The following is a 12,311-nucleotide window of genomic DNA, read 5'->3' as shown; positions in this document are numbered from 1 at the left end:
CTCGGCCCAGAACGCTTCTCGGTCCTGGGCCGCGCGCTGGTAGAGGGAGGCATCGGCATTCGCCGCGGCAGCGAACTCCGCACTCGGCGGGAAGGAGCCCCCGTGGTCGGCGGTGGTTTCGGTCATCTCATCTCTTCTTTCCACGTAGCCTGAGCACACGAATCAACGCAGCCACGTTCGACAGTAATCAACTCGAAGCTGGGCCGCGTTCGGCGTGTCCGCCGGTTTTCGATGCGGTCAGGTCGTCGCGCGATGCACATCCGGTGGTCGACGGTGGTGCCACCGTATGGCTCCGGTGCAGGCAATGCTGTGGTCAGTGGGGCATTTTTGTGCAAGATTTGGCGTGTTTCGGGGATGTTTCCGGACTGATACAAGTGGAACGAACTTGGGTCAGTTCAGTGACAGTTCCCGTTTCGATGGATACTCTGCGAACCATCTAAAGCGGATCGTGCCGGCGTGCGCTTGTGGATTTCGTGCGCGTGTCGGCAGGTCCCCCCTTCTCGGACCGGGAGAATGCGTTGAGATTCCGCAGAGCGACGGCGCTGACCGCTGCTGTACTTCTGGCGACAGGCCTCGGGCTTGCCGCCTGCTCCTCGAACGACGGCGCCGACGCCGACATCGTCACCGTGAACGGCGCCGAGCCACAGAATCCGCTGGTACCTACCAATACCAACGAGAACATGGGCGGGCGTGTGGTCGACCGACTGTTCGCGGGCCTGAAACACTACGATGCCAGCGGCACGGCGCACGACGAAGTGGCGGAGTCGATCCAGACCGCGGATCGGCAGAACTATCGCGTCACTCTGCGGCCGAACTGGAAGTTCAGCGACGGCACCCCGGTCACCGCCAAGTCGTTCGTCGACGCCTGGAACTACGGTGCGTTCGGTACCAACGCCCAGTTGCAGAGCTATGTCTTCGCCCCCATCGTCGGCTTCGACGAGGTGTCTGCGGAGAACCCGACGTCCCGGACGATGTCCGGCCTGAAAGTGATCGATGACCGTACCTTCACCATCGAGCTGAAGGCGCCGTCGATCGATTTCGAGTCCGAACTCGGGTTCACACCGTTCTATCCGCTGCCAGAGGCGGCATTCAAGGATATGAAGGCGTTCGGGGAGAACCCGATCGGAAACGGTCCGTACAAGTTCGCCCGTGCCGGGGCGTGGGAACACAACGTCAAGATCGATCTGGTGCCCAATCCGGACTACCACGGCGGCCGCCCGGCCAAGAACAAGGGCCTTCGGTTCGTGATGTACCAGTCCTTCGACACCGCCTACGCGGACCTGCAGTCCGGCAACCTCGACGCACTGGACACCGTGCCCGACAGCGCTCTCACCTCCTACCGGCAGGACCTCGGTGACCGAGCGATCACGAAACCGACGGCACAGAATCAGCACATCGGCATCCAGTCCAATGTCGCGCACTTCTCGGGAATGGAAGGGCTGCTGCGACGCAGGGCGATTTCGATGGCGATCAACCGAGAACAGATCTGCGAGAACATCTTCCACGGCACCAGGATTCCGGCCCGCGACTTCACCGCGAGTACGCTGCCCGGCTTCGACGGGAACCTGCCCGGCTCGGAGGTTTTGGTCTACAACCCCGACGAGGCCAGGAAGCTGTGGGCGCAAGCCGACACGATCGCACCCTGGTCGGGTCGCTACGAGATTGCCTACAACTCCGACGGCGGCCACCAGGCATGGATCGAGGCAGTGGCGAACAGCGTGAAGAACACCCTTGGCATCGATGCCGTCGGCACGCCGTACCCGACGTTCAAGAACGTTCGCGACGAGATCAACGCGCGCACCATCGGCAAAGCGTTCCGCTACGGCTGGCAGGGGGACTACCCCACCATGCTGCAATTCCTCACGTCGCAGTACTACAGCTATTCCGACACCAACAACGTCGACTACAAGAGCCCCGAGTTCGACCATCTGCTCGACGCCGCCCTTGCCGCGCCGACGCAGCAGGAGTCCTACCGGATCGTCGCGCAGGCGCAAGCCCTGCTGATCAGGGACATGGCCGACATCCCGGTGCTCGACTACGTCGCGGCCGCGGGCCGCTCGGACAAGGTGCGCAAGGCCGACCTCGCCTGGAACGGTCTGTTCGACTTCGAGAACATCGAGAAGTAGCCGCTCGGCGATCCGCGGCGCCTCGGGTCCGCGGATCGCCGCTCACCCAGGAGGCGAAATGGCCTGGTACGTCGTGCGGCGTCTGCTCCAGATGATCCCCGTGTTCCTCGGGGCAACGCTGCTCATCTACGCGCTGGTTTTCCTGATCCCCGGTGACCCGATTCACGCGCTGGCGGGCGACAAACCGATGACACCGGCGGTCGAAGCCCAGCTGCGGGCGCGTTATCACCTCGACCAGCCTTTTGTCGTGCAATACCTGCTGTATTTGAAAGGGATCGTCACCTTGGACTTCGGCACGGCCTTCTCCGGAAGACCAGTGCGCGATGAACTCGCTCGTGCCTTCCCGATCACCATCAGGCTCGGCGTGCTGGCGTTGCTGATCGAGGCCGTGTTCGGCGTGGTGTTCGGCCTGATCGCCGGGCTGCGCAAGGGAAAGCTGTTCGACTCGACGATGCTGGTGATCAGCCTGATCGTCATCGCGGTGCCGGTTTTCGTCGTCGGCTTCCTCGCGCAGTTTCTGCTCGGTGTGAAATGGGGGATCGCGCCGGTGACCGTGACCGGGAAGGCGAGCATCGGCGAGTTGCTGGTTCCCGCCTTCGTACTCGGTTCGCTGTCGTTCGCCTATGTGCTACGTCTGACGCGGAACTCGGTGGCGGAGAACATGTCTGCCGACTATGTCCGCACGGCGACTGCGAAGGGGCTCAGCAGACCTCGCGTAGTCACCGTACACATCCTGCGTAATTCGATGATCCCGGTGGTCACCTTCCTCGGCGCCGATCTCGGCGCACTGATGGGCGGTGCGATCGTCACCGAGGGCATCTTCAATATCCCTGGCGTCGGCGGCACGCTCTACCAGGCCATCACCAGGGGCGAGCCACCCACGGTGGTCTCGTTCGTCACGGTGCTGATCGTGATCTTCCTGATCTCGAACCTGGTAGTCGACCTGCTCTACGCCGCGCTCGACCCGAGGATTCGCTATGCCTGATCTGGATAACGGCGCCGGCCCGGAGCGCGGTGGGCAGCGGCACTTCGTCGCGCCACCCGACGAGGTCGAGGTGCTCGCGACCGACGTCGTGGTGGATTCCGGTGTGCCGACCAGCATCTGGCGAGATGCCTGGCGGCAGCTGCGGCGCAATCCGATCTTCGTCGTCGCGGCATTGCTGATCGCGTTCGTGCTGATCGTAGTGATCTGGCCGGGGTTGTTCACCGACCAGGACCCGAGATACTGCAACGGCGATTTCAGCATGGACCCACGCGGCGCGGGGCACCCATTCGGTTTCGACAAGCAGGGGTGCGATATCTACGCCCGAACCGTGTATGGCGCACGGGCTTCCGTCTTGGCGGGTGTCGGTGCGACGGCACTGTTCTTGCTGGTCGGTGGCACACTGGGCGCGCTTGCCGGCTTCTACGGCGGACTGCTCGACTCGATCGTGTCCCGGGTAGCCGAGGTCTTCTACGCGATCCCGCTGATGCTGGCCGCCATCGTGCTGATGCAGTTGCTGGATTCGCGCACGATTTGGACCGTCATCGTCATCCTCGCATCGTTCACCTGGCCCCAGGCGGCACGGATCGCTCGTAGCGCGGTGATTCAAGCGAAGAACAGCGATTACGTCACGGCGGCACAGGCTTTGGGTGTCTCCCGAATACAGACGCTGTTGCGTCACGTGCTGCCGAACGCGGCCGGCCCGCTGATCGTGGTCACCACGCTGTGGCTCGGGGTCTTCATCGTCACCGAGGCGACTCTGTCCTACCTGGGCGTCGGGCTGCCGCGCACGGTCGTGTCCTGGGGTGCGGATATCGCCTCCGGACAGAAGGAGATCCGCACCTCGGCGATCCTGTTCTATCCGGCAACGGCGCTGGCGCTCACCGTGCTGAGTTTCATCATGCTGGGCGACGCGGTGCGTGACGCCCTCGACCCGAAGGCGAGGAAGCGATGAGCGATGCGGCGCAGGCACCGCTGCTCGAGATCACCGACCTGAATGTGGCCTTCACGGCCGAGGGCAGGCAGGTCTCCGCCGTCCGCGATGTGAATCTGTCGGTGTATCCGGGGCAGACTGTTGCTATCGTCGGCGAATCGGGCTCCGGGAAGTCCACCACGGCGCACGCCATCATCGATTTGCTGCCCGGAACCGGTCGGGTCACCTCCGGCTCGATCAAGTTCGACGGCACGGATCTCGCCACGGCCTCGAAACGGGACATCGTCGCCGTACGCGGCAGCGGTATCGGTCTGGTGCCACAGGATCCGATGTCGAATCTCAACCCGGTATGGAAGGTCGGCTTCCAGATCCGGGAAACGTTGGAGGCCAACGGCATCGCGAAGGGTCGGGCGGCCAGGCAGCGGGCTGTCGAGCTGCTCGCGGAAGCGGGGATGCCCGATGCCGAGCGACGAATGAACCAGTACCCGCACGAGTTCTCCGGCGGAATGCGTCAGCGCGCGCTGATCGCGATCGGGCTGGCCTGTCGTCCCAAGTTGCTGATCGCCGACGAGCCGACCTCCGCGCTGGACGTCACCGTGCAACGGCAGATCCTTGATCACCTCGACGGGCTCACCGCCGAACTCGGCACCGCGGTCTTGCTGATCACGCACGACCTCGGCCTTGCCGCGGAGCGGGCGGAACACTTGGTCGTGATGTATCGCGGCAGGGTCGTGGAATCCGGTCCCGCCCTACGGATTCTGCGGGAACCGCAGCATCTGTACACCAAGCGGCTGGTGAACTCGGCGCCGTCTCTGGCTTCGCAGCGGCTGTCGTCGGTGCGGCGACGGGCCGAGATTCGCGCGCAGTCGGTGCAGGTCGCCGAACAGACGGCCGCGGCGGACGATGACTTCACAGTCGTTCCCGACGAGGTGGTGGTGGCCGAACACCTCACCAAAGTGTTCCGGATTCGCGGTGGCGCGCCGTGGAAGACGACCGATTTCGCCGCGGTCGACGATGTGTCGTTCCGGCTGCGGCGCGGTACCACCATGGCAATTGTCGGTGAGTCCGGGTCGGGAAAATCGACCGTCGCGCAGATGGTGCTCGGGCTGCTCGAGCCGACATCCGGGTCGGTCGGCTTCGACGGCAAGGAGGTGGCAACGCTGGATCGGCGCGGTGTCTTCGCTTTCCGGCGGCGGGTGCAGCCCATCTTCCAGGACCCTTACGGCTCGCTGGATCCGATGTACTCGATCTACCGCACGATCGAGGAGCCGCTGCGCACGCACAAGATCGGGACACCGGCGCAGCGCGCGGCGAAGGTCAGGGAACTGCTCGACAAGGTGTCGTTGCCGTCCACCGTGCTGCGGCGTTATCCCAATGAACTGTCCGGTGGACAGCGCCAGCGCGTGGCCATCGCGCGGGCCCTCGCGCTGCAGCCGGAGGTCGTCGTGTGCGACGAGGCCGTTTCCGCACTCGACGTGCTGGTGCAGGCCCAGATTCTGCGGCTGCTCAATGACCTGCAGGCCGAACTCGGATTGTCGTATCTGTTCATCACGCACGACTTGGCCGTTGTCCGGCAGATTGCCGACGATGTGCTGGTCATGCAGCGGGGGAAGGTGGTCGAGGCGGCGACGACGAACGAGGTGTTCGCCGATCCGAAGCAGGAGTACACCCGCCGGCTCTTGGACGCGATCCCAGGACGTGACCTGCTGGCCGGATAGGGCAGGCCATTCGGTGCGCGCGGCCGCAAGTAGCCTCGTATGCCGTGACCGATCCGCTCCAGCCCCTCGTCGATCTGCCAGGTGTCCAGGACGCGGCAGACCGTGCCCGCGACGCGCTCGCCGAGGTGCACCGGCACAAGGCGAACCGGCGCGGGTGGCCGACCACGGCGGCGGAAGCCGCGGTGCGCGCGGCCCGATCCTCAGCGGCCATCGACGGCGGCAGCACCGAACTGCCCGCCGACGGCCTAGTGGCTGATCCGGTTCTGGCCGGTGCCCTGCGGGTCGGGCAGGCATTGGACGGAGACGCGCTGCGGAACTTGGTCGGCACCTGGCAGCGGGCGCCGTTGCAGGCGCTGGCGCGGCTGCATCTGCTCGCCGCCGCCGACCTCGAGCCCGGGGCGGACTCACTCGGACGGCCGCGCAGCGACCCGGGAGTGGCGCAGCGGCTGGACCTGCTGGTGCAAACGGTGCTCGGATCGAGTGTCCCCGCGCCGGTGATCGCCGCAGTGGTACACGGTGAGCTACTGGCGTTGCGACCGTTCGGAACGGCCGACGGGGTGGTGGCGCGGGCGGCCTCGCGCCTGGTTGCGGTGTCGAGCGGACTTGACCCGCACAGCCTCGGGGTGCCAGAGGTCTTCTGGTTGCGCCGGCGACGAGAGTATGTCGAAGGGGCCGCCGCGTTCGGGACGGGTGATCCAGATGCGGTAGGCGGTTGGGTGATCCTGTGTTGCGCCGCGCTCGAGGACGGGGCGCGCGAAGCAAGCTCGATCGCCGATTCGGCGGCGGGATAACAAGTCCGCACACGTCAAAGCGGGCGGCGTTGTCTTTCGACCTCACCGCCCGCTGGCACGGACTACCGGGTTACCAAGCGTGCTGGGTGGGTTGTGTTCTGCGGCCTCGGCGACCATCCGGACATCGCCGGTTCATCCCCGCAACCTGTGCGAGGCCCTCGCCGTCGAATACCCGGATTTCGCAGGCCCACAACGCTGTTGCCCTTGTCGCGGCGCGCTCCGCGTGGGTGCCTGGTGTCCGTGCACGGAGGGATAGGATGGGAGACAGTACCTTCTCTTCCGGCGCTGCCTTGGCCTTCCGGCCTTCCGTAATTACAGTTCTACACTGTGACCGCACTCACATCAAGAGGTTGGGAAACATTCAATAACCGGCATGTCGTTCGGCGTTTCGTGGTTAAATCCCCTGGTCACGCGGCCCTTGTGTGATGTCGGCAAACACCCGGCTGACACTGTGCGGCGGGCCGATGGGCAGGTCCGCACTCAGCGCCGACGGCGCAGCAGCCGGTAGCTGATCGCACCGGCCAACACCGCGCTCGCGCCGAGCGCGACCGTCGCCGCCAGCGTGGTGGATGACGGGGCTTGGAAGCGTGCCCACAGCGATACCGGGTTGGAGAAGGTCAGAATCGGCCAGCCGCGTGCCGTGGCTTCGCGCCGGAGGTTGCGATCCGGATTGACCGCGGTGGGATGGCCTACGGCGCGCAGCATCGGCAGATCGGTGATCGAGTCGGAGTAGGCGTAGCAACGAGACAGGTCATAGCCCTCGTCGGCCGCGAGCTTTTCGATAGCGGCGACCTTGCCCTCGCCGTAGCAGTAGAAATCGACCGCGCCGGTGTACTTGCCGTCCGCCACGACCATTCGGGTGGCCGCGGTGCGGGTGGCGCCGAGTGCGTCCGCGATCGGGCCGACGACCTCTTCGCCGGACGCCGACACGATCACCACGTCGTGGCCGCGAATCCTGTGGTCGGCGATGAGGTCGGCCGCCTCGGCGTAGATCAGCGGATCGACCAGCGCGTGAAGCGTCTCGGCCACAATGGATTTCACCTGCTCGACATCCCAGCCTGCGCACATGTTGGTCAAATGGGCGCGCATCCGCTCCATCTGGTCGTGGTCGGCGCCCGACAGCAGGAACAGGAAGTGCGCATAGCTGCTCTCCAGAACGGCCCGACGATTCAGGAGTCCCTGCGCGTAGAAGGGCTTGCTGAACACGAACGTGCTCGACTTGGCGATCACAGTCTTGTCCAGATCGAAAAAGGCGGCAACGCGTCCGTCGGTGGTGGCTGGATTGTCCACCCGACCAGGATAGGCATCCGCGAAATCCGGCGGGGGATGGGCGGTGCTGAGCGGCCTCGGTGGCGCGTTTGCCCCGCAGACGCCGGGGCCCTGATGGCCGCAAACTCCGCCCACGGCAGACTTGCGTTGTGGGCGGTGCTTGGGTGTAGTATTGCTGACACCTGGACATAGTCCAGGCGCGTTCAGCCCGACCCCCCGGGGCTGAACCCGACGGCCCCAGCCTCCTCCCCCCCCGGCTGGGGCCGTCCTCTATTTCGGAGACGTTTCCGCGACCGGACGCGCGTCACGTTTTCCACAGGCCGCGAGTTATCCACATTCGGCGCTTCGCCCCTTTTTTCCTCGACCGTGTTCAGCCACGCTGACCTGCATGAATATCGATGCTGCACCGACCGACGGTCCCGAACCGGCGCTCGTGCTCATCCACGACGATCGTCTGCGCGACGAAGTCCGGAGTGTCGCTGCTGCGGCCGTGCGGACTCTCGACGAACGGCCACACCCCGTCGGCCGGCACGCGTGGACCGGGGCGCCGCTGGTGATCCTGGATACCAGCGCCGCGCGGGACGCCGTGGCGGCCGCCTACGCGCGCCGGGCCGGTGTGGTTTTGGTAACCGACGGTGAGCCAGGATTGCTCGATTGGCAGGCGGCGGCGGCGATCGGCGCGGAGCGGGTCATCGCGTTACCCGGTGCCGCGGTGGGCCTGATCGAGATGTTTGCTGAGTACGGCGAACGCCGGGCGGGCGACGGGATCGTCGTCGCCGTCGCGGGGGCGAGCGGCGGTGCTGGCGCGTCCACCCTGGCTGCCGCGACCGCGCTGCGCGCCGCCGCCGAAAGGTTCCGGCACGCGACGCTGCTGGTCGACGGCGCGCCTTTCGGGGGCGGTCTCGACCTGCTGCTCGGCATCGAGACCACGGCAGGGACACGCTGGTCCGACCTGGTCGTCGAGGACGGCCGTGTGTCCGCCGCCGCACTGCACAGCGCGCTGCCCGCCGCCGCTCCCGGCCTGGCGGTGCTGTCCTGTGGGCGCAGCGGTACGGGCAGGTTGCCACAGGAGCTCGGGTCGGCTGCTGTCCGCGCGGTGATCGAAGCAGGCCGCACGGCAGGTGACTTGGTGGTGTGCGATATTTCGGGCGAGCGCGGACCGCATGCCGACCAGATGCTCGATGCGGCGGATCTCGTCGTTCTGGTTGTTCCGGCGCGGCTGCGGGCGGTCGCGGCTGCCGAGGCGGTGTCCGCCTACATCACGCGGCGAAATCCCAACCAGGGTTTGATCGTGCGCGGACCTGCGCCCGGCGGTCTGCGCGGAGCCGAAGTCGCCGAGGTGCTCGATCGCCCGCTGCTCGCCGCCGTTCCCGGCCAGACCGGACTGGCGCACCACCTGGAGCGCGGTGGGCTCTCGGTGCGCCGCCGCGGACCATTGCGCGATGCCGCCGATGCTGTGCTCGCAGTGCTGAGCGCTCCGACGGTACAGCGGCGGTGAACAGACGATGACGAGCGCGTTGGTGACCTCCGAGCTGCTGGATCGGGTGCGGCAGCGATTGGCCACAGCGACAGGCGATCCGGATCCGGCGCAAGTTGCCGCTGCTATTCGGGCCGAAGCCGGCGGGGTGCTCGGCGACACCGACCTGCTGCGGGCGCTTCGGTTGTTGCAGACCGAGATGACCGGGGCGGGTGTACTCGAACCGCTGCTGCACGATCCGAACGTCGCGGATGTACTGGTGACGGGCCCGGATGCGGTATGGATCGATCGCGGTCACGGACTAGAGAAGACCTCGATCACGTTTTCGGACGAGAGCGCGGTCCGTCGGCTCGCGCAGCGGCTGGCACTGTCGGCGGGGCGGCGAATCGACGATGCGCAGCCATGGGTAGATGGGAGACTATCCGGAACCGGTGCGGCGCTGGGTGATTCGTTCGGAGTACGCCTGCATGCAGTGCTCGCCCCGATCGCCCACAGCGGCACGTGTCTGTCACTGCGCGTTCTCCGTCCGGCCACCCAAGGGCTTGCCGAACTAGCCGCGGCAGGTGCGGTGTCTTACGACGCGAAGCTGCTGCTGGAGCGAATTGTTCAGGCACGCTTGGCGTTTCTTGTGGTCGGTGGTACTGGAGCGGGCAAGACGACGCTCTTGTCCGGTCTGCTCGCCACGGTGGGGCCGACCGAACGGATCGTCTGTGTCGAGGACGCAGCCGAGCTCGCCCCTCCGCATCCGCATGTGGTCCGCCTGGTCGCCAGGACCGCGAACGTGGAGGGCGTCGGCGAGGTCACTGTCCGCGACCTGGTCCGGCAGGCGCTGCGCATGCGGCCCGATCGAATTGTGGTCGGCGAGGTGCGGGGAGCTGAGGTAGTCGACCTGCTGACCGCTTTGAACACCGGTCACGACGGTGGCGCGGGCACCGTGCACGCCAACTCGCCGCGCGAGGTGCCGGCACGACTCGAAGCCCTTGCGGCCCTGGGCGGAATGGACCGGTCGGCCCTGCACAGCCAACTCGCCGCGGCCGTGCAAGTCGTCCTGCATGTGCACCGCCGAGCGGATGGATCACGTGGGCTCCGCGAGATCGGCCTTGTGCACCGCGACGACGGCGACCGCGTGCGGATCATTCCCGCTTGGCACGCTACGGGCGAGGCCCCCGCTGCCGAGGAGTTGTCCCGGCTACTAGCCGAACGGCTCGACCGATGAGTGCGGCGATGGTGTGCCTGACACTCTCGGTGCTTGTGCTTCCGGCATCGCCTGCGCGCAGGCGGTTCGCGCGAATGTTCACCGCACGCGGCCAGCATCGAAAGCCGCTACAGCGCATGGTGTTCGGAACAGTTCTGCCCGTGTGCGGCGCGGCGTTACTTGCTTTCGGGCTGGGGCCGTTTCTCGCGGCAGGATTGGTTGTGGGGACCGTCGGCATTCGTGTCCACCGGGCGACGCGGGACCGGCGCACGCACGCCGAGCGCGGGTTCCTGCTCGATGCGCTGGAGGCCATGATCGGTGAGCTGCGGGTCGGTGCGCATCCGAGTGCCGCGGCGGAGGTGGCGGCGCGGGAATCACGGGGTGAATCCGCACGCATGTTCGCCGTCTGCGCCGCGCGCAGCAAGCTCGGCGGCTCGGCCGCAGCGGGGCTGCGGCAACCGAATTCGGCTGTTGCGGTGGAACTGTCCCGAATCGCCGATGCATGGCAGGTCGCCGAACGGCATGGTCTTGCCTTGGCGGAATTGCTGTCCGCGGCGCGCACCGATCTGGCGGGCCGCATTAGGTTTCGCGGTCGCACGATGGCGGCGTTGGCAGGTGCTCGCGCGACCGCGGCGGTTCTTGCGGGTCTGCCGTGTCTGGGAATCGCCCTGGGACAGCTGATGGGCGCGTCGCCTCTTCGTGTCCTTTTTGCCTCGCCGGCGGGGACGGTATTGCTGCCGCTCGGCGCCGGCCTGGCCTGCGCTGGTCTGCTGTGGACCGACATGATTGCTCGAAAGGTGCTGATATGAATACATGTTCACAGATGGCGTCATCCCAGGAGCTGATGGGCGTCGGGCAGGTGTGTGCGGTACCTCGTCGCCACCGAGCACGCACGCGGAACAGCGCAAGCCGATGCAAGTCGATATCGACGCGCCGATCACCGGTCAGGTCTGGTTTCGCCGGTGAGTTCGGCTGTCGGCCTCAACCGGGCACGGTCTGATCGATGGTCGATTGTGCAGTCGGCGAGGTGTTCTCGCACAGCGGTTCTCATGACGGGGGTTGGAGATGCAGTTCACCACGGAGAATTGGGCATGGCCGCTGCTGTTGGTGGCGGTCGCGTCGGCGCTCCTTCCTGGACGGGTTGCGGTGAGTCGCCGCCTTCATGCCCTCGGCCCTCCGGATACCGGACGGGACAAGTCGGCGTGCGCGGCAGTCCGGAAGACGGATGATCCGTTGACGATTGCATCGGTCTTCGACCTGCTGGCCGCCTGCCTACGGGCTGGGCTGCCGATGACAGCCGCGGCGCGAGCGGTGGCGCCCGTCGCGCCAGGATCACTGGGGGAGGCTTTGCGGCGGGCGGCGGATCTCCTCGCACTCGGCGCCGACGCGGCCACGGCGTGGGAACGGGTCGGCCGGGACGATGCCGGGCGCGCGGGAGCCGAGGAGGTCGAGTCGCTGGCCCGCATGGCACGGCGCTCAGCGCGATCCGGTGCCTCCCTGGCGGTCGCGGTGGCGGAGTTGGCGCAGCAGCGCCGGAGCGCGCTCGAAGACGTGGCCGCCGCGAAGGCAGCGCGGGCGGGGGTGTTGATCGGTGGTCCGCTCGGGTTGTGCTTCCTGCCCGCCTTCGTGTGCCTCGGCATCGTGCCCGTGGTGGTCGGACTGGCGGGCCGGGTGCTCGGAGGTGGTCTGCTGTGACGCCGCGGCGAAACTGCCGTACGGGAACGCGCTCGTGCGGAGGGACCGCGCGGGTCGGAGTGAGAGGGGAATCAAGTGCGAATCGATCGGGTCACGAGGTCCGAGCAGGGGTTGCGGGCTGCAT

Annotated in this window: 10 protein-coding genes; 9 read left to right on the top strand and 1 reads right to left on the bottom strand. The window is 66.7% G+C overall.

Annotated elements, in window-relative coordinates:
- Positions 1–518: 518 nt before the first annotated feature.
- From AB0B25_RS14585 to AB0B25_RS14565, 5 genes are read left to right on the top strand one after another with little or no spacing between them, the layout of a single operon-like run.
- Entirely contained in the window at positions 519–2,126 is a 1,608-nt protein-coding gene (locus tag AB0B25_RS14585) for an ABC transporter substrate-binding protein (protein ID WP_357178581.1), read from the top strand.
- Between the two features lie 58 nt (positions 2,127–2,184).
- A complete protein-coding gene (locus tag AB0B25_RS14580; RefSeq protein WP_357178578.1) occupies positions 2,185–3,111 on the top strand; it encodes an ABC transporter permease in 927 nt (308 codons plus the stop codon).
- Positions 3,104–4,063: an ABC transporter permease gene (locus AB0B25_RS14575; RefSeq protein ID WP_357178575.1), complete on the top strand. Its 960-nt coding sequence runs from the start codon at positions 3,104–3,106 to the stop codon at positions 4,061–4,063. Before AB0B25_RS14580 ends, AB0B25_RS14575 begins: the two co-directional genes overlap by 8 nt.
- Positions 4,060–5,760, top strand: coding sequence for an ABC transporter ATP-binding protein (locus AB0B25_RS14570; protein ID WP_357178572.1), 1,701 nt, complete (start codon positions 4,060–4,062; stop codon positions 5,758–5,760). Before AB0B25_RS14575 ends, AB0B25_RS14570 begins: the two co-directional genes overlap by 4 nt.
- Before the next feature lie 44 nt (positions 5,761–5,804).
- Positions 5,805–6,551 carry an oxidoreductase gene (locus tag AB0B25_RS14565; protein WP_357178569.1) on the top strand — a complete coding sequence of 249 codons (747 nt, stop codon included), beginning with the start codon at positions 5,805–5,807 and terminating at the stop codon, positions 6,549–6,551.
- 480 nt (positions 6,552–7,031) lie between these two features.
- Here the strand turns inward: AB0B25_RS14565 and AB0B25_RS14560 are convergent, their stop codons facing one another.
- Positions 7,032–7,841 carry an HAD-IB family hydrolase gene (locus AB0B25_RS14560; protein WP_357178566.1) on the bottom strand — a complete coding sequence of 270 codons (810 nt, stop codon included), beginning with the start codon at positions 7,839–7,841 and terminating at the stop codon, positions 7,032–7,034.
- A 367-nt stretch (positions 7,842–8,208) separates the two neighbouring features.
- Between AB0B25_RS14560 and ssd the strand changes: the two genes are divergently transcribed.
- The 4 genes from ssd (at position 8,209) to AB0B25_RS14540 (ending at position 12,187) form a co-directional block, all read left to right on the top strand.
- Positions 8,209–9,318, top strand: a complete 1,110-nt coding sequence (ssd, locus tag AB0B25_RS14555) for a septum site-determining protein Ssd (protein ID WP_357178563.1) — start codon at positions 8,209–8,211, stop codon at positions 9,316–9,318.
- Between the two features lie 7 nt (positions 9,319–9,325).
- The gene (locus AB0B25_RS14550) at positions 9,326–10,513 is read left to right on the top strand and encodes a TadA family conjugal transfer-associated ATPase (RefSeq protein ID WP_357178560.1); all 1,188 of its coding nucleotides are present in this window, start codon (positions 9,326–9,328) and stop codon (positions 10,511–10,513) included.
- Positions 10,510–11,301 (top strand): type II secretion system F family protein, encoded by a 792-nt coding sequence (locus AB0B25_RS14545; protein WP_357178556.1) that lies wholly within the window; start codon positions 10,510–10,512, stop codon positions 11,299–11,301. The genes AB0B25_RS14550 and AB0B25_RS14545 overlap by 4 nt, the downstream gene beginning before the upstream one ends.
- Before the next feature lie 256 nt (positions 11,302–11,557).
- Positions 11,558–12,187 carry a type II secretion system F family protein gene (locus tag AB0B25_RS14540; protein ID WP_357178553.1) on the top strand — a complete coding sequence of 210 codons (630 nt, stop codon included), beginning with the start codon at positions 11,558–11,560 and terminating at the stop codon, positions 12,185–12,187.
- The last annotated feature ends 124 nt before the right edge of the window (positions 12,188–12,311 follow it).

Origin of the sequence: Nocardia sp. NPDC049190 (assembly GCF_040648115.1) — a bacterium.
GTDB lineage: Bacteria > Actinomycetota > Actinomycetes > Mycobacteriales > Mycobacteriaceae > Nocardia.
Note: the sequence above shows the minus strand (reverse complement) of the source record. Positions and strands in the feature narration are given on the sequence as shown.